This is a genomic window from Gluconacetobacter tumulisoli, from assembly GCF_014174155.1.
Taxonomy (GTDB): Bacteria; Pseudomonadota; Alphaproteobacteria; order Acetobacterales; family Acetobacteraceae; genus Gluconacetobacter; species Gluconacetobacter tumulisoli.
Genome location: NZ_JABEQM010000001.1, coordinates 84,315 through 101,084, shown reverse-complemented (window position 1 = coordinate 101,084; position 16,770 = coordinate 84,315). Strand labels below are relative to the sequence as shown.

Below are 16,770 nucleotides of genomic sequence, written 5' to 3'. Positions count from 1 at the left end.
CCGGCGGGAAAGATGGGCCCGGACGGAGGCCGCCATGCGATTTACCCTGAAGCAGATCGAATATTTCGTGGCGGCGGCGGAAAGCGGGTCGATCACGACGGCGTCGCGGCTGGTGCATATTTCGCAACCCTCGATCTCGGCCGCCATCGCGCATCTGGAGGACGTGTTCCAGATCCCGCTCTTCATCCGTCACCATGCGCTGGGCCTGTCCCTGACCGCCGAGGGCCAGATCTTCCTGCGCGAGGCCCGGGTCCTGCTGCAGCAGGCGCAGGACCTGGATGCCGCAGGCGCAACGATCGCCGAGCGGATCGACGGCCTGCTGGAGGTCGGATGCATGACCACGCTGTATCCGCTGGTGGTGCCGGACCTGATCCAGACCTTCGAGGCCCGCCATCCCGGCGCGCGGCTGAAGGTCGTGGCCGGCCATCATGGCGAACTGATCGAGAAACTGCGCAACGGGGAAATCGCCGCTTTCCTGGCCTATGACCTGAACATTCCCCCCGACCTGGAATTCGAACCGCTGGCCACCCTGCCGCCCTTCGCCTTCGTGTCGGCCAGCCACCGGCTGGCCAAGCGGCGGACGGTGACCCTGGCGGAACTGGCGTCCGATCCGTTCCTGCTGCTGGACCTGCCGCTGTCGCGCGACTATTTCCTGATGCTGTTCAGCCAGGCGGGCCTGACCCCGCAGGTCGCCGGACGGTTCCAGAGCATCGACGTGGTCCGCAGCCTCGTGGCCCGGGGCGTGGGATTCAGTCTGGCCAACGCCCGTCCGCGCAATCGCGCGGCGCTGGACGGACGGCCCTTGTCCTACCTGGCGCTGAAGGGCACGCACCGCGAACTGAAATACGGCACCGCGCGGATCGCCGGCCTGCGCCGCACGCCCCGCACGGCCGCCTTCCTGTCGCTGTGCGGCGAGATCCTGGCCAACCGCCCGCTGCCCGGCACGGATTGATGCCAAGCGGCGACGGCAAGGGCGCCGCCCTTTGGAAACCCAGGACTTCATAAAACGAACGGGATGCATGGGCCGAGGTCCTTGCCGGGTTCGGGCGGAGCCCGATCTATCCATGGAGCAGCATCCCGAAGCGGGATCACCCCACCAGCGCGTCGATCACCCGCGCCAGGAAGCGGTCCCCCTCCGCCAGTTCGGCGCGGGTCACATATTCGTCCGGCTTGTGCGCCCGGTCGATCGAGCCGGGGCCGCAGATAATGCAGGGCAGGCCGAGCTGTTCCTGGAACAACCCGGCCTCGGTCCCGAAATCGACGCTGACGACCTCGTTCCGTCCCGCTGCCGCCAGGCCCAGCGCACAGATATCGGACCCGGTATCCGGCACCAGCCCCGGATAGGCGTTGTCCACCGTGATCGCGATTTCGCCGCCGGTGCCGGAGGCCGGGGCACGCTCGCCCACGATGCGGGCGGCGGCCTGACGCAGCCGTTCCAGATAAGGCGCAGGGTCGTCGCCCGGCAGCAGCCGCATTTCGAACGCGACCGTGCAGCGGTCCGGCACGATGTTCAGCGCGGTGCCGCCCTGGATGATGCCGACCTGCACGGTGCCGAAGGGCACGGCATAGCCGTCGGCACGCGCGCCATCGCGTTCCAGGTCATGTTGCAGGGCCTCGATCGCGCGCACCATGTCGGCCGCCATCAGGATCGCGTTCCGGCCCAGATAGGGATTGGCCGAATGGGCGGCCCGCCCGGTGCAGGTGATCGTCGCCGCGACCTTGCCCTTGTGCCCCACGGCGACCTGCAGGTCGGTCGGTTCGCCCACCACACAGCCCCCGGCCCGGAACCCGTCATCGCGCAACTGCCGCAGCAGCGATCGCACGCCGACGCAGCCGATTTCCTCGTCATACGACACGGCCAGATGCAGCGGGCGCGCCAGCGCCGGACGCCGCGCGGCCTCATGCGCCGCCGTCAGCATGCAGGCCAGGAAGCCCTTCATGTCGCTGCTGCCGCGTCCGTACAGCCGGCCGTCGCGTTCGGTCAGTTCGAACGGGTCGGACGTCCAGTCCTGCCCCGCCACCGGAACCACGTCGCTGTGCGCCGACAGCACGATCCCGTCGTCGCGGTCGGGACCGATGGTGGCCAGCAGGCTGCCCCGTCCCGGCGCGTCGCCCGGCAGGCGGCGGATGCGCGCGCCGGTCCCCGCCAGTTCGCCCTCGACCCAGTCCAGCAGCGGCAGGTTGGTCTGCCGGCTGATCGTGGGGAAGGCCACGAGACGGGCCAGGAAATCCACGGTCCGGTTCATAGCCCGTTCCCCGCCGCGATGCGCGCGCCGCCATCGGGCATGGTGCCCGATACATCGGTCAGGCCGGCGCGCACGGCCATCCAGAGATAGAGCGGCGCCGTCACCGCCAGCCCCACCAGCCAGGACAGGTCGACCCCGCCCATCGCCCGCGCCAGCGGACCGGTATAGAGCCCGTTCGACAGGAACGGCACCTGCACGGCGATCCCGACCACGTAGCAGATCAGCGCCGGGCCGTTGACGTAGCCGTAGATGCCCCCGTCCGCATGGAAGAACGAGTCCACGTCATAGGCGCCATGGCGGACGAGGTAGTAATCCACCAGGTTGATCGCGGTCCACGGCACCAGCACCGCCATCAGCAGGTTCAGGAATTCGGTATAGCTTTCCATGAAGCTGCCGGCGAAGAACAACGCCATCAGCAAGGCGGCGACCATCAGGACGACGGCCATGGCCAGGCGCCAGCCCAGCCCGAAGCGGGCATGCGGCCAGAAGGTCTGGAGCACCGTCAGCGACGACAGCGTGCCGCAATACACGTTCATCGCATCGGTCACCGCGATGCCCACCGACAGGATCACCATGACCGGCGTCGCCACGGGGCCGAGCAGGCCCGACATCGTCGCCACCACGGGCCCGCCATGGGCCAGCCCGCCCAGCACCACCCCCAGCGCCATCGGCAGGACCGACCCCAGCACCGTCCCCCAGTAGGTGGCATGGAACGCCATGCGCATCCCGCGTTCGTCCGCCGGCATGTAGCGCGAATAATCCGAGACATACGGCGCATAGGCGATCTGCCACAGGGCCGAGACCGAGAACGCGCCCAGGACGCCGGTGACGGACGCGCCGCCCGACATCCAGGCGACCGTCCCGCCGGCCCGCACGCCCACCCACAGCAGCGACAGCAGCACCGCGCCGCCGCACAGCACCGTCATCAGCCGGGTCGCGGCATGGATCAGGCGGTATCCCCAGATGACGGGCGGCACGACCAGCGCAGCGATGATCAGGATGCCCGGCATGCGCCCCAGGCCCGGGGTCATGCTCTGCAGTCCCTCGCCCCCCAGCACCAGGTTCGACGCGGCGAAGCCCACGTACATCACCACCATCAGCACGGTGACCGGCACGGCGCCCAGCGATCCGAACTGGCCGCGCGTCTGCACCATCTGCGGCACGCCCAGGCCGGGCCCCTGCGCCGCATGCAGCGCCATGAAGACGGCACCGACCAGGTTGCCCGCCACGACGGACAGCAGGCCCACCACCGGCGACAGATGAAAGACGGTCGTCGCCAGCGCGCCGGTGACGATCGTCAGCATCATCATGTTCGACCCGAACCAGACGGTGAACAGGTCGCGCGACCGGCCGTGCCGGTGGGCGTGCGGAATGCTGTAGATCGTTCCCGTCTCGATCCCGCCTGTCGCCGCGCCCTCTGTCGTCAGACCCATCCGTCCCGTCCCCTCTGGTGGCCGCCGGACCGGTCCGGGCAGGCGAAGCGCGCCGGCGCGGCGCCATGTTCCACGACCCGATCCGTCCGCGCAACAGATGCGCAGGCAACCGACGCCGCGCAAATTCATAATCGTGACGAGCAAGAACGGTTTCCCCGGGGATCAGGCCATCCTTGCGGCAACCTCAGCCGAAGGGATTGCGCACCCGGTCCGGCGGCTTCGGGCCGGGCACGGCATCCGGCAGCGCAGGGTCGGCCTCCAGCGCGATGACCACGTCATGCAGCATCGCCAGCAGGCGCCGCGCGCGGTCCAGCCCCGGCCGGTCGCGCGTCAGGTCGGTCCGGCCGTAGAACGCGATGGCGTCACGCCCGTTTTCGATCGTCATGCCGTCGATCGTTTCCGACATCGTGTCGTCGGCGAATGGCACCAGGCGTCGCGTCATGTTCCCTACCCCTTCAGCCATCTGCGCCACAGGCGCTCGATCTCGCGCATCTGCTGCCGCGTCCTGCGATCCGCCGGGCCGGCATCGGGATGCGGCAGGTCGAAGCGTGCCGTCTTCACCGCATCCGGCAGCGCGGGAAACGGATCGATCCCGACCACGCGGATCAGCGTGTCGACCGTCACCTCGTTGCAGGTCGGGCGTACCGCGCGATTGCGGCAGACATAGACCCCGGCCCCGTTCCGCGCCGGATCATAGACCGCCTTCCAGGTCGAGGTCGGCACCAGCACATGGCCGCCGATGCGCGACAGGTCGCGCGCATGAAAGGCCGGGCCGGTGACGACGTACAGATCGCCGTCCCGCCGGGCCAGGTTCCGCACCGCCTCCTCGATCCCGGCCCAGATGCCGCGGTTCAGGTCACCGGCCTGCGGTACGATGTTGGACAGCAGGAAGCTCTCCTGCTGCGCCGCGTCGTCGGCCATGTCGCCCGACGGCGCCATATGGCCGCGATCGTAGCCCGAACGGCGAAAATCGTCGATTTCCGCCCGATCGGATGGCGGCAGGCGCGGGTCGGCGGCGAAAGTGCCCGTACGCGGCAGGGCCCCGGCCGCCACGACCGCGGCCGCCGTCAGATGTTCGGCCGACCACAGCGGACCGCGCGACACGCCCGACGCCAGCACGGCATAGGCCCGATTGCACAGCAGGTGCGTCCGCACCGCCAGCGCCGGCCGCACGAGCGTCGGCAGGACGCCGCCGGCGCCGAAATCCGCGCATGCCGTCTGCGCCCACGCACGATCGGGGACCAGGGCCAGGCACAGCAGCGCAAGGCCGGTCCGGATTCCGCGAGCGCGGCGACAGGACGCGCGCGTCGGATCGCCGGCAGGGCGAATTTTACACCGGCCTCTCAGGCCTGCCCCATCTGTCGCAGGGCCACGCGGCAGGCGGCCAGGTCCCAGGCGGCGCAGCCGACGCTCTTGAACACCACCGGCCGATCGGCCGGCGGCGGAGGGCCGTCGACCGCCTCGACCAGGGGGTGGACCTGCCCCCACGCGACGCCGGCCTGGATGTAATCCCCGGCCTCGACCGGCGCGCCTACCGGATCGTCGACATACAGGACACTGCCGCCAATGGTGGTGGCGCCGATTTCCACCATGTCGGGACGGAAGGCCCCGACGCCGACGATCAGGCGGCCGGGCCGGGGCGGCAGGTCATAGAGCGGCACATGCGACGTCGTGACCAGGATCACGACATCCACGTCGCCCGGATCGTCCCCCGCGGATACGAGGCCGACCGGCAGGCCGGTCCGTCCCGCGACCGCGCGTTCGCGCGCGACCGAACGCCCCTGCACGAACACCGCCGCCTGGGGCCAGGTGTCGGCCAGCGCCTGGACATGGGCATCGGCCTGCGCCCCCGTGCCGATGACCAGGATGCGGCGCGGGGCATGGGGCAGCAACCGGCGTATTCCCACCAGCGTCACCGCCGCCGTCCGGCGACCGGTCGTCACCGGGCCGTCCAGGGTGAACAGCAACCGCCCGGTCCGCGCGTCGCCGCACGTCACCTGCCCGTGGATGGCCGGCAGGCCCTGGGCGGGGTTGCCGGAATAGACGGTGACCAGCTTGTGGCACAGCAGGTCTGGCCCGGCGCAAGGCATGGACAGTAGCACGCCAGCGCCCGACGGCGCCTGCATCACCTGCCGTTCCGGGCACAGGATGGCGCCGTCGCGATAGTCCGCCATCGCGGCTTCCAGCGCCTCGACCAGGGCGGCATAGGGCAGAAGGCGGGCCGTCGCCGTTGCATCGTACATGTTCATGACAAATGTCCCGATCCGATCAGGGACGGGGCCGGGACCCCGATCATGGATAAAACAGAGTGGTTTCCAAAGGCCGATGGCCTCTGGCGGGTTTCAGGGCAGAGCCCTGACAGCCTGTTGCACATGCGCGCCGGGGCAATCCGACGCGCGTTCTCTATGCCCCGGAGCAGCCGGTTCATCAGGCCGCCCCGCTTCGGTGCTGGAAAACCCACGCCGGACACGGCCCCGAAGGCCGCCCCCGCGCGCCTGTCCCCGTTTTCGGACAGGCTTGGAGGGATTCCGCCATTAACGCGAACCGGCCTTACACGATATCGAAGGACACACCCTGCGCCAGCGGCAGGGTAGAGCCGTAATTGATCGTGTTGGTCGCCCGGCGCATATAGCCCTTCCACGCATCCGAACCGGATTCGCGGCCACCGCCGGTTTCCTTCTCGCCACCGAACGCACCGCCGATCTCGGCCCCCGACGTGCCGATATTGACGTTGGCGATGCCGCAATCGGACCCGGCCGCCGACAGGAAGCGTTCCGCCTGCCGCAGGTCGGTGGTGAAGACCGCCGAAGACAGGCCCTGCGGCACCGCGTTCTGTGCGGCGATCGCCTGGTCCAGGTCGGTGTATTTCATGACGTACAGGATCGGCGCGAACGTCTCGTCCAGGACGGGGCCTGCCTGTTCGGCCATTTCGACCAGGGCCGGCCGGGCATAGAACGCATCGGGGAAATCCTCGGCCTTTTCGCGATTGCCGCCGGTCACGACGCCGCCCAGGGCGCGTGCCGCGTCCAGCGCCTGCTGCATGCGGTCCATCGACGCCGCATCGATCAGCGGGCCGACCAGATTGCCCTCGTCCAGCGGGCTGCCGACCGTGACCGATTCGTACGCCGACTTCAGGCGCGCGACGAAACCGTCATAGACGCTGTCATGCACGAACAGGCGACGCAGCGTGGTGCAGCGCTGTCCCGCCGTGCCCATGGCGGCGAAGGCGACGCCGCGCAGGGTCAGTTCCAGGTCCGCCGACGGCGTCACGATGGCGGCGTTGTTGCCGCCCAGTTCCAGGATGGCGCGGGCGAAGCGGTCGGCCAGGCGCTGGCCGACCGCGCGGCCCATCGCCGTCGATCCCGTGGCCGATACCAGCGGCACGTCCGGATGATCGACCAGGATCTCGCCGATCTCGCGCCCGCCGTTCAGCAGGACCAGCAGCCCGTCGGGCACGGCGCTGCCCGACGCCGCGAAGCGGTCGGCGGCCCGGCGGAAGATGGCCGCGCAGGCCAGGGCGGTCAGCGGCGTCTTCTCGGACGGCTTCCAGACGACCGAATTGCCGCAGACCAGCGCCAGCGCCGCGTTCCACGACCACACCGCGACCGGGAAATTGAAGGCCGAGATCACACCCGTCACGCCCAGCGGGTGCCACGTCTCCATCATGCGGTGCTCGGGCCGTTCGGTCATGATGGTCAGGCCGTGCAGCTGGCGCGACAGGCCGACGGCGAAGTCGCAGATGTCGATCATCTCCTGGACCTCGCCCAGCCCTTCGGACGGGGACTTGCCGACCTCGATCGACACCAGGCGGCCCAGGGCCTCCTTGCCGGCGCGCAATTCCTCGCCCAGCAGGCGCACCAGTTCGCCCCGGCGCGGCGCGGGCACCAGCCGCCAGGCCAGGAAGGCGGCACGGGCCGCCGCGATGCCATCCTGCGCCTCCTGCGGCGTCGCGGCACGCACCCGCGCGATGTCGCGCCCGTCCACCGGGGAGCGGACGGACATGTCGCCGGCCAGCGCGTCGGCCGGAACATCGAGCGAGGCCAGAAGGGATCGGGTTTCGGCGGAAAGGTCGCGCATCGGATATCCTGTCAGAACATGATCGTACGAAGAATTGGGGGAAAGTTGGGGAAAACGGGTCAGCCTCGGGTCTTCACCCGCTCCCCCGCCGCATGGGCAAGGCAGGCACCGGCTTCATAGAAGATCTGCCGCGCCCGGCGAAACCCCGGCGGGCGGATATCCGCGACCGGCAACGGCAGGGACGCATCGTCGGTGACGCCGCGCACCACGTCGGCCAGCACGCGGCCGAACACGGTACCCGGCGCGATACCCCGCCCGTTATAGCCGCAGATCGCGACGATTCCCGGCGCCAGGCGATGAAAGCGGGGCAGATTGTCGGCGGTCATTCCGATGGTGCCGAACCATTCGGTTTCGAACCGCACCGGCCCGACCTGCGGGAACATCCGCGCCACCGAACGCCGCGCCCATTCCCGGTGCACGCTCAACCCCGCGCCGGACAGCGCGCCGACACTGCCGAACACCAGCCGCCCGGCATGGTCCATGCGGAACGACCTCAGGATGCGGCGCGTGTCCCAGGCCCCCTGCCGTCCGGGCAGGATGGTCTGCCGCACGGACTCGGGCAGTGGCGGCGTCGCGCAGTTGAAGTAAGGCAGCGGCATCAATTCCTGTGCCAGAGCGGTCCATGGGCCGGTGCCGTAGGCATTTGACGCCACGATGACCTGGTCCGCCAGCACCTGCCCGCCCGGAAGATCCAGCTGGTAGCGCGCGCCGGACTGCATGCAGCCGGTGACGGGCGAACGCGTGAAGATCCGCGCCCCCGCCGCAATGGCCGCCGACGCCAGCCCGCGCGCATAGGCCAGGGGCTGGATCGTCCCCGCGCGCGGGTCCAGCATGGCGGCGCGATAGGCCACGCTGCCGGTCATGGTGCGCGTTTCCGCCGAATCCAGCAGGCGCACGGCCACGCCGCGCGCCTGCCATTGCCGGGCGCGTTCGCGCAGTTCGCGCGTCCCCTTTTCATCGTCGGCGCAATGCAGGGTGCCGGCCCGTTCGGCCTCGCACGCGATGGCATGCCGGTCGATCAGGTCGAAGACCTCGGCCGGCGCGTTGCCCAGCAGGGACAGCAGCCGTTCGCCATGAGGCTGGCCCAGCGTGCCCGGCAGGTCGTCGGGCATGACCCACATGCCGGCGTTGACCAGGCCGACATTGCGCCCCGATCCCCCGAAGCCGATCTCGGCGCCGTCCAGCACCACCGCCTCGATTCCCGCAGATGCCAGATTCAGGGCGGCGGACAGGCCGGTATACCCCGCGCCCACGATGGCCACCCGTGTCGTGACCTGTCCGGACAGCGCCGTCGAGGCCGGAGCGGCGGGCGCGGTGCATTCCCACAGGCCGTGGGATCGCGGATCAGCCAGCATATCGCGTCGTCCCAGCCCGGCGGGCCGGGCGCACGCCCTGCCCCGCCTGCCCGCGCCCGTTCGTTCCCGTCAGCATCATCCGCCGCCCTGTGTCCGCTGCTCTGGCCGCATCGCGCAATCCGGCCTCGCGCCGGATCGTCATCCGCCGGACTGATGTGCGTTCTGGCGCCGCAACGCTCAAGTGCTACTTGGTCAGGGGGTCATTCCCATCCGGAATGACCTGTGCCGCCCGGCGGAAACCGGCGATCCGCCCCGGCGTCCATCCTTGCGAGATTGTCATCGATCTTTGATCCAGATCATGTCGCCGCCCCCGCCGTCCTGCCATAAGGACAGGGCGATGGGGGCATCGCATATCGAATCATCATTTTGAACTTGCAGGGTCTTCGGACCCTGCTTTTTTTTTGGACCGCGTCCCGGCGGCATTGCCGGCAGGGACCGGGATCAGAGTGCGGTAAGGGACGACGCCCGGCCGGCCGCCGGGACCGCGACGGACTTTACCGCCATCGTCCGAGGCACCGCGTCCTCCTTCAGCATATATCCCTGGCCCCAGACCGTGGTGATCAGGTTCTCGGCCCCGGCCTGCTGAAGCTTCTTGCGTAACTTGCAGATAAAGACGTCGATGATCTTCATTTCGGGCTCGTCCATGCCGCCGTAGAGGTGGTTGAGGAACGCGTCCTTGGTCAGCACCATGCCCTTTCGCAGCAGCAGCAACTGCAGGATCAGGTATTCCTTGCCGGTCAGGTGCACCGCCCGCCCGTCGACCGAGACCTCGCGGCTGTCCAGGCAGAGCTGCAGTCGTCCCGCCCGCAAGGTCGGCTCGCAATACCCTTTCGACCGCCGGACCACGGCCTGCATCCGCGCCGCCAGTTCCGTCGGATCGTACGGCTTGGTGACGTAGTCGTCCGCCCCGGCGGAGAAGGCCTTCACCTTGGCCTGCGGCCGGACCAGGCTGGACAGGACCATCGCCGGCGTGTCGATCCGCGCGGCCCGGATCGATCGCACGACCTCGTACCCCTCCATGTCCGGCAGGACCATTTCCAGAAGCGCCAGGTCATAGTCGTACCGACGAAGCATCTCGACCGCCTCCCGCCCCGTGGAGACATGGTCTACCGAATAGCCGATTGACCGCAATGTGCCGGAAGTACCTTCAGCCGTGTCACCATCATGTTCGACGAGAAGAACGCGCATTGGACCACCACAGGTTTTATTTACAAACAATTACTACCTATAAGTGTGATTTTTCCCGGAAACAATCTTCATGAGACGTCTATCGCGACTTACAACCCCACGTTTCACGCATATGTTATATCAACGATCTCCTCACCTGAGGCATTGAACCCTGCCCTTCCTTCGATGCGGTTTCGTTTCGAGATACGTTTTTTCCTTGAACCGGGCAGGAAAGCGGGTGTATCCAGCCGCACCGAACGTCGTCTTGCGGCCACTGGACGCGATGCGGCACCCCAAACAAGAAACGATCATGAACCCCCGATCTAGAAACGCCTCGCGGGGGGGCCACGCCCGACACATGTCGTGCGCCCGGTCCGTTCGCAGGCATCGTGCGTATCCGGGTCTGACCGTCCTGCCAGCCTGCTGACCCCGTCCGGTCGGCCGACCGGCTTCGGGCTTCCCGGTTCGAGCAACCCGCTTGAGCAGCAGGAGGCCCGTTTCATGGCTTTTTGTCCCATTCCGCATGTTCCGCGCCCCGCGTGGCGGGATCCGCGCGCATGAACCGCGCGCCTGCCACCGCCACATCCCGGGCGTTGCGTGGCGCGACACCGGCCGTTCCCCTGCGGGCCTGGTGCCGCGGCAGCGTCCTGCGCCACACGATTCCCCCGGCCCCGCGGCCCCACCGGGCCGAGGCGGATCGCAGCCCGGCGGGGTCCACCGCGGACCGGCTTGGCTTCACCCATCACGTCGCGCTGGGATGCGCGTGGGTTGCGGTGCGTGCCATCCAGGGATTGCGCACCCGTGGCGTTCTGCGGCCGCGCCATGTCTCGCGCCTGTTGCCGGTCATCGTCAGGATGTCGGGCGTATCGGACGGCCCCGCGTGCGACGGGCTGGAGTCGCCCCTCCGGCAGGGCCCCGCGCCCCGGCGGCGGCCCCCTCACGGACGTCGCTTCTGATCTCCAGCCCCCGCGGGGCGGACCGCATTCGGGTCGCGGACCCGAATGCGTGAAAATGCTTTATAAAACAGCCCGCCAGAAGTCTGCCTGAAAGCGCCGGCCGCGCGACGCAAGGGGAACCCGCGTCGGATCGCCGGCAAGGATTGTTAAACGGGGTCGGAGTTTACGGCAGGATGTCCGGCCGCATCGTCACCCCGTGATCCAGCGGCCCGGCCCCGGCGCCATAGCCGGGCGCCGCCGCGATCGCCGCCCGCAGGTAGGTGCGCGCCCGCACCACCGAATCATGCAGGCCCATGCCCTGCGCCAGTCCGGTGGCGATCGCGCTGGCGAGGGTGCATCCGGTCCCATGCGTATGGCGCGTCTGCAGCCGCGCCCCCGCAAACAACTCGGTGCCCGACTCGCTGACCAGCACGTCGGTCAGCACGTCGCCCTCCAGGTGACCGCCCTTCAGCAGCACGGCCCGCGCCCCGGCACCGCGCAGTTCCATCGCCGCGCGGCGCATGTCATCGACATTCCGGATCGGGCGGCCGACCAGCACCTCGGCCTCGGGCAGGTTGGGGGTCAGCAGGGTCGCCAGCGGCAGCAGGTCGCGCTTCAGCGTGTCGACCGCGTTGTCCTGCAGGAGCCGCGATCCGCCCTTAGCCACCATGACGGGATCCAGGACGTAGGGGATATCCGGCCGGGCACGGATGACGCTGGCCACCGCCCTGATGATGTCCGCCCGGTCGAGCATGCCGCTCTTGAACGCATCGGCGCCGAGATCGTCCAGGACGCAGAGCATCTGCCGCGTGACGAATTCCACCGGGACGGCGAAGACCTCCTGCACGCCCAGCGTGTTCTGCGCCGTCAGCGCCGATACGGCCGTCATGGCGAAACCGCCCAGCGCCGTGATCGCCTTGATATCCGCCTGGATCCCGGCCCCGCCGCCGGAATCGCTGCCGGCGACGACGAGAACGCGGCCTTTCATCGCCCTACGCCCTCACGCCCCGCCATCACGCCGCGACCTGGGCCGAACCGATCGCGGCGCACATGGCGGCGACCACCCGTTCCACCAGCGCGGGATCCTCGGCCTCGGCCATCACGCGGACCAGCGGCTCCGTCCCGCTTTCGCGCAGCAGCAGGCGGCCCGCCGTGCCCAGTTCGGCCTCCGCCTGGCGCTTGGCCTCCTGCACCGACGGGGCGTGCAGCGGGCTTTCGCCGATGAAGCGCACATTGCGCAGCATCTGCGGGAACGGCGTGAACATCCGGCAGACCTCGCTGGCCGGACGGCCTTCCTCCACCAGAACCGCCAGGACCTGCAGGGCCGCCACCAGCCCGTCGCCCGTAGTGGCGAAATCGGACAGGACCATGTGGCCGGACTGCTCGCCGCCGATATTGGCGCCCAGTTCGCGCATGCGCTCCACCACATACCGGTCGCCGACCGCCGTGCGCACCAGTTCCAGGCCCATCCCCTCCAGGCAGCGGGCCAGCCCCATGTTCGACATCACGGTGGCGACGATCTGCGCCGTGTTCAGCCGCCCCTGCCGGGCCCAGGACCGGGCGATCAGCGCCAGGATCTGGTCGCCGTCGATCAGCCGCCCCTGCTCGTCGGCGATCAGTACCCGGTCGGCGTCGCCGTCGAGCGCGATGCCGATATGCGCCGCATGCTCCAGCACCGCCGCGCAGAGGGCCTCGGGCCGGGTCGATCCGCATTTCTCGTTGATGTTGATGCCGTTGGGCTCGCAGCCGATCCGGATGACCTCGGCCCCCAGCTCCCACAGCGCCGTCGGTGCCACGCGATAGGCCGCGCCGTTCGCGCAATCGATCACGATCCGCAGCCCGTCCAGGCGCCGTCCGCGCGGGAACGAGCCCTTGGCGTTCTCGATATACCGGCCGACGGCGTCGTTCAGGCGCGATGCCCGCCCGATCCGGTCGGGCGCCGCCAGCTGCCCGGTCAGGTCGGAGCGCATCAGGGCCTCGATCCCGGCCTCGGTCTCGTCCGACAGTTTGAACCCGTCCGGCCCGAACAGCTTGATCCCGTTGTCGCCGAACGGATTGTGCGAGGCCGAGATCATGACGCCCAGGTCGGCACGCAGCGAGCGCGTCAGCATCGCGATCGCGGGCGTGGGCATCGGCCCGACCAGGGTCACGTCCATGCCGGCGGACAGGAAGCCGGAGACCAGCGCGCATTCGATCATGTAGCCGGACAGCCGCGTATCCTTGCCCAGCAGCACCCGGTGGCGATGAGTTCCGTGCGTGAAGTGCAGGCCGGCGGCCTGTCCCAGCTTCTGCGCGATTTCCACCGTCATGGGGTCCTGGTTGGCGGTCCCCCGGATTCCGTCGGTGCCGAACAGTTTTCTCGTCTTGGTCATGCCTTGGCTATCCCTGGGTACGCGTGGCCGTGGGCCGGCCTGCCACAGCCTTATCGCAGGTCCACAGCCCCTGCCAGACCCGCACGGCCTGCACCATGGACGCCACGTTGTGCACCCGCAGGATGGGATTGCCCAGTGCCATGCCCGGCAGGCTGCTGACCAGGGTGCCCGGATCGCGTTCCGAGGCCACCGGCACATGCGCCAGGTCGCCCAGCATGCGCTTGCGCGAGGTGCCCAGCAGCACCCGGCAGCCCAGGTTCGCCAGGATCGGCAGCCGTGCCAGCAATTCGGCGTTCTGCGGTCCGGTCTTGGCGAACCCGATGCCGGGGTCGATGACGATCCGGCGACGGTCGATGCCCGCCGCGACGGCCTGGTCGATCCGCGCGGCCAGTTCACGGACCACGTCGACCGCCACGTCGTCGTAGACCGCCAGGCGGCCCATCGTCTGCGGCGTACCGCGCATATGCATCAGTACCACCGGACAGGCCGCATCGGACACGACCGCCAGCGCATATGGATCATGCATCAGGGCCGAGATGTCGTTGATGACCCTGACCCCCATCGCCAGCGATGCCGCCATGGTACGCGCATTGCGCGTGTCGACCGACAGGGCCACGTCGGTCTGGGTTCGCAGTTCCGCGAAGACAGGGGCGATTCGGGTCCATTCCTCCTGCGGCGTGATGACGGCCGAACCCGGGCGGGTGCTTTCGCCGCCGATATCCAGCAGGCCGGCACCGGCCGTCACCATCGCGATCCCCGAACGCATCGCGGCCTCGGGGCCGAAATGTCGGCCGCCGTCGCTGAAACTGTCGGGGGTCACGTTCAGGATGCCCATGACCTGTGGCCCGTCCGGCAGGTCCGCCGACGGCAGCGGCGTCGTCACCCGCGCCAGCGCCGGCAGCCAGTCGGCGGGAATGTCGGATGCCGGCACCAGGCGCGGCGTCCCGTCGCCGATCAGCCGGGCCAGGGTAAATGCGGCCGGCCCGCCGACCAGCCAATGGGCGAAACCCGCCGCCACGGCCGCGTGCGCGTCCTGCCCGAAGACCAGTCCCATCGGCTCGACCAGCCGAAAAGCATCCATGCCGCCATTCCCATCATCGTACGGTCGGAACGAAAACAGGCGGAGAAAATTCCCCGCCTGTTTCCAGAATTCGAATGAGATGGAACTTTAGCCCGGCTGTGGGGCGGGATCCAGCCCCCCGCCGCCCGGCGAGGGCAGCGGCGTCGCCGGCGGAGTCGGCGGAACCGAGGCCCGGCGGTTCTCGGGCATCGGGTCGTCGACCACGATCCGTTCGATCTTGTCGCCGCGCAGCACCTTGCGGATTTCCTCGCCCGACAGGGTTTCGTATTCCAGCAGCGCTTGCGCCAGGCGATGCAGCTCGTCGATATGCTCGATCAGCAGCGTCCTCGCGCGGACATAGGCCGCGTCGATCAGGCTCTTGATCTCGTCATCGATCTCGCGAACCGTTTCTTCCGACACGTTCTTGTTCTGGGTCACGCTGTGGCCGAGGAACACCTCCTGGCCGTTGTCGCCATAGGCGATCATGCCCAGCTTGTCGCTCATGCCCCATTCGGACACCATCCGGCGCGCCAGGTCGGTCGCCATCTTGATGTCGCCCGATGCCCCGTTCGAGACGTTGTCGGCGCCGAAGATGATCTCCTCCGCCGCGCGCCCGCCCATGGCCAGGGTCAGCTCGCCCAGGCATTTGGCGCGGCTCTTGGAATAGCGGTCGCCCTCCGGAAGGCTCATGACCAGGCCCAGCGCGCGGCCGCGCGGAATGATCGTGGCCTTGTGGACCGGATCGGCGCCCGGCGTCAGGATCGCGACCAGCGCGTGCCCGCCTTCGTGATAGGCGGTCATCTTCTTCTCGTCGTCGCTCATGACCAGAGAACGACGCTCGGCGCCCATCAGCACCTTGTCCTTGGCGTTCTCGAACTCCAGCATCGCCACGGTGCGCTTGCCCAGGCGGGCGGCCATCAGCGCGGCCTCGTTCACCAGGTTGGCCAGGTCCGCGCCCGAGAAGCCCGGCGTCCCGCGCGCGATCACCTTCGGATCGACGTCGGAGGCCAGCGGCACCTTGCGCATGTGGACGCGCAGGATCTTCTCGCGCCCCACCACGTCGGGGTTGGGCACGACCACCTGGCGGTCGAAGCGGCCGGGACGCAGTAGCGCCGGGTCCAGCACGTCCGGACGGTTGGTCGCGGCGATCAGGATCACGCCTTCGTTGCTCTCGAACCCGTCCATCTCGACCAGCATCTGGTTCAAGGTCTGTTCGCGTTCGTCGTTGCCGCCGCCCAGGCCCGCGCCACGATGGCGGCCCACGGCGTCGATTTCGTCGATGAAGATGATGCAAGGGGCGGCCTTCTTGCCCTGCTCGAACATGTCGCGCACGCGCGAGGCGCCGACACCCACGAACATCTCCACGAAATCGGAACCCGAGATCGTGAAGAACGGCACGTTCGCCTCGCCCGCGATGGCCCGCGCCAGCAGCGTCTTGCCGGTGCCCGGCGGTCCGACCAGCAGCACGCCCTTGGGGATCTTGCCGCCCAGCCGGGTGAATTTCTGCGGATCGCGCAGGAAGTCGACGATTTCCTGCAGCTCGGACTTCGCCTCGTCGATGCCGGCGACGTCATCGAACGTCACGCGCCCCTGCTTTTCCGTCAGCATGCGGGCGCGGGACTTGCCGAAGCCCATCGCCCGGCCGCCGCCGGCCTGCATCTGGCGCATGATGAAGATCCACGCGCCGAACATCAGCAGGATCGGGGCGTAATTGATCAGGTAGCGCAGGAAGGGGTTGGAATCGCTGTCCTGCGGCTTGGCGACGACTTCCACGCCCTTTTCGGTCAGGCGGGGGATCAGCGTCGGATCCTGCGGCGTGTAGGTCTCGAACGACGTGCCGTCCGTCAGCGTGCCGGAGATATTGTGCTCCTGCACGACGACCGAGCGCACCCGCCCGCCATTCACGTCCCCGATGAAATCGGAATATGCAAGCTGCTGCGACGCGTGCTGCACGCTTCCGGGCTGGAAGACGTTGAACAGCAACAGCAGCAACACGATAATGATAACCCAGAGGGCCAGGTTCCGGCCAAAATTGTTCATCTTGCCCATTGTTCCATACGCTGGCGCCACCCGGTTCCCGTACGGTGCCGGAGCACGCAAGACCGTTCATTCTGACCAGGGGCCA

General features: G+C 68.7%; 14 protein-coding genes. 2 read left to right on the top strand and 12 right to left on the bottom strand.

Annotation, left to right across the window (positions count from 1 at the left end; all coding sequences use genetic code 11):
* The first annotated feature begins 34 nt into the window (after positions 1-34).
* The gene (locus HLH28_RS00465) at positions 35-952 is read left to right on the top strand and encodes a LysR family transcriptional regulator (protein WP_182953096.1); all 918 of its coding nucleotides are present in this window, start codon (positions 35-37) and stop codon (positions 950-952) included.
* Positions 953-1,088: 136 nt separating this feature from the next.
* Here HLH28_RS00465 and argE read toward each other — a convergent pair whose 3' ends face one another.
* The 8 genes from argE to HLH28_RS00425 form a co-directional block, all read right to left on the bottom strand.
* Positions 1,089-2,246, bottom strand: a complete 1,158-nt coding sequence (argE, locus tag HLH28_RS00460) for an acetylornithine deacetylase (RefSeq protein ID WP_182953094.1) — start codon at positions 2,244-2,246, stop codon at positions 1,089-1,091.
* Complete coding sequence (locus tag HLH28_RS00455; RefSeq protein WP_182953092.1) at positions 2,243-3,679, bottom strand: purine-cytosine permease family protein; 1,437 nt, start codon at positions 3,677-3,679, stop codon at positions 2,243-2,245. Before HLH28_RS00455 ends, argE begins: the two co-directional genes overlap by 4 nt.
* Before the next feature lie 184 nt (positions 3,680-3,863).
* The gene (locus HLH28_RS00450; RefSeq protein WP_246395561.1) at positions 3,864-4,121 is read right to left on the bottom strand and encodes a hypothetical protein; all 258 of its coding nucleotides are present in this window, start codon (positions 4,119-4,121) and stop codon (positions 3,864-3,866) included.
* Positions 4,122-4,126: 5 nt separating this feature from the next.
* Positions 4,127-4,852, bottom strand: coding sequence for a DNA/RNA non-specific endonuclease (locus HLH28_RS00445; protein ID WP_338029622.1), 726 nt, complete (start codon positions 4,850-4,852; stop codon positions 4,127-4,129).
* Between the two features lie 170 nt (positions 4,853-5,022).
* Positions 5,023-5,928 carry a delta(1)-pyrroline-2-carboxylate reductase family protein gene (locus HLH28_RS00440; protein WP_182953088.1) on the bottom strand — a complete coding sequence of 302 codons (906 nt, stop codon included), beginning with the start codon at positions 5,926-5,928 and terminating at the stop codon, positions 5,023-5,025.
* 301 nt (positions 5,929-6,229) lie between these two features.
* Positions 6,230-7,756, bottom strand: coding sequence for an L-piperidine-6-carboxylate dehydrogenase (gene amaB / locus HLH28_RS00435; protein WP_182953085.1), 1,527 nt, complete (start codon positions 7,754-7,756; stop codon positions 6,230-6,232).
* Between the two features lie 59 nt (positions 7,757-7,815).
* Positions 7,816-9,111 (bottom strand): NAD(P)/FAD-dependent oxidoreductase, encoded by a 1,296-nt coding sequence (locus HLH28_RS00430; protein WP_182953083.1) that lies wholly within the window; start codon positions 9,109-9,111, stop codon positions 7,816-7,818.
* 441 nt (positions 9,112-9,552) lie between these two features.
* Positions 9,553-10,299, bottom strand: coding sequence for a response regulator transcription factor (locus HLH28_RS00425; protein WP_182953081.1), 747 nt, complete (start codon positions 10,297-10,299; stop codon positions 9,553-9,555).
* 536 nt (positions 10,300-10,835) lie between these two features.
* Between HLH28_RS00425 and HLH28_RS00420 the strand changes: the two genes are divergently transcribed.
* Positions 10,836-11,234 carry a hypothetical protein gene (locus HLH28_RS00420; protein ID WP_182953079.1) on the top strand — a complete coding sequence of 133 codons (399 nt, stop codon included), beginning with the start codon at positions 10,836-10,838 and terminating at the stop codon, positions 11,232-11,234.
* A 163-nt stretch (positions 11,235-11,397) separates the two neighbouring features.
* Here the strand turns inward: HLH28_RS00420 and thiD are convergent, their stop codons facing one another.
* The 4 genes from thiD to ftsH all read right to left on the bottom strand — a co-directional run bounded on the left by thiD (position 11,398) and on the right by ftsH (position 16,685).
* Positions 11,398-12,201 (bottom strand): bifunctional hydroxymethylpyrimidine kinase/phosphomethylpyrimidine kinase, encoded by an 804-nt coding sequence (gene thiD, locus HLH28_RS00415; RefSeq protein WP_182953077.1) that lies wholly within the window; start codon positions 12,199-12,201, stop codon positions 11,398-11,400.
* A gap of 25 nt (positions 12,202-12,226) precedes the next feature.
* Positions 12,227-13,585, bottom strand: a complete 1,359-nt coding sequence (gene glmM, locus HLH28_RS00410) for a phosphoglucosamine mutase (protein WP_182953074.1) — start codon at positions 13,583-13,585, stop codon at positions 12,227-12,229.
* Between the two features lie 7 nt (positions 13,586-13,592).
* Positions 13,593-14,666 carry a dihydropteroate synthase gene (gene folP / locus HLH28_RS00405; RefSeq protein ID WP_182953072.1) on the bottom strand — a complete coding sequence of 358 codons (1,074 nt, stop codon included), beginning with the start codon at positions 14,664-14,666 and terminating at the stop codon, positions 13,593-13,595.
* Between the two features lie 87 nt (positions 14,667-14,753).
* Positions 14,754-16,685, bottom strand: a complete 1,932-nt coding sequence (ftsH, locus tag HLH28_RS00400; RefSeq protein WP_275943697.1) for an ATP-dependent zinc metalloprotease FtsH — start codon at positions 16,683-16,685, stop codon at positions 14,754-14,756.
* Positions 16,686-16,770: the final 85 nt, after the last annotated feature.